At 64.0% G+C, this 439-nt stretch carries 1 protein-coding gene; it reads right to left on the bottom strand.

Annotated features, from left to right (window positions below; all coding sequences use genetic code 11):
* The coding region (locus AC1D0P_RS29870; RefSeq protein WP_477680041.1) for a zinc-binding dehydrogenase at positions 1–439 on the bottom strand (439 nt) is incomplete at both ends.

The following is a 439-nucleotide window of genomic DNA, read 5'->3' as shown; positions in this document are numbered from 1 at the left end:
CCGCATCATAGACGATGTCGGCGCCTTGGCCGCGGGTGAGATCCATCACGGCGTCGCTGAAGTTCGTGTGGCTGTAATTGATGACATGATGGGCGCCGAGCGACCGCACCAGCCGCGCCTTGTCCTCGCTTGACGTGGTGGCGATGACGGTGGCGCCGAGATGCCGGGCCCATTGGACCAGCAATTGCCCGACGCCACCGGCCGCAGCGTGGATGAGGACGGTCATGCCCGGCTCGACCCGGCCGATCTCCTGCAACAGAAAACTGGCAGTAATTCCCTTCAACAAGCCTGCGGCTGCGGTCTCGTCGGAGATGTCGTTCGAGAGCCGGATCAGCAGATCGGCATTGATATTGCGCCGCTCGCTATAGGCGCCGACCGGCGGGCAGGCATAAGCGATCCTGTCGCCGACATCGAGATCGGCAACGTCGTGGCCGACCGC

The organism is Polaromonas sp. P1_G2, from assembly GCF_056405515.1.
This window is presented reverse-complemented; position numbering and strand designations above follow the sequence as displayed.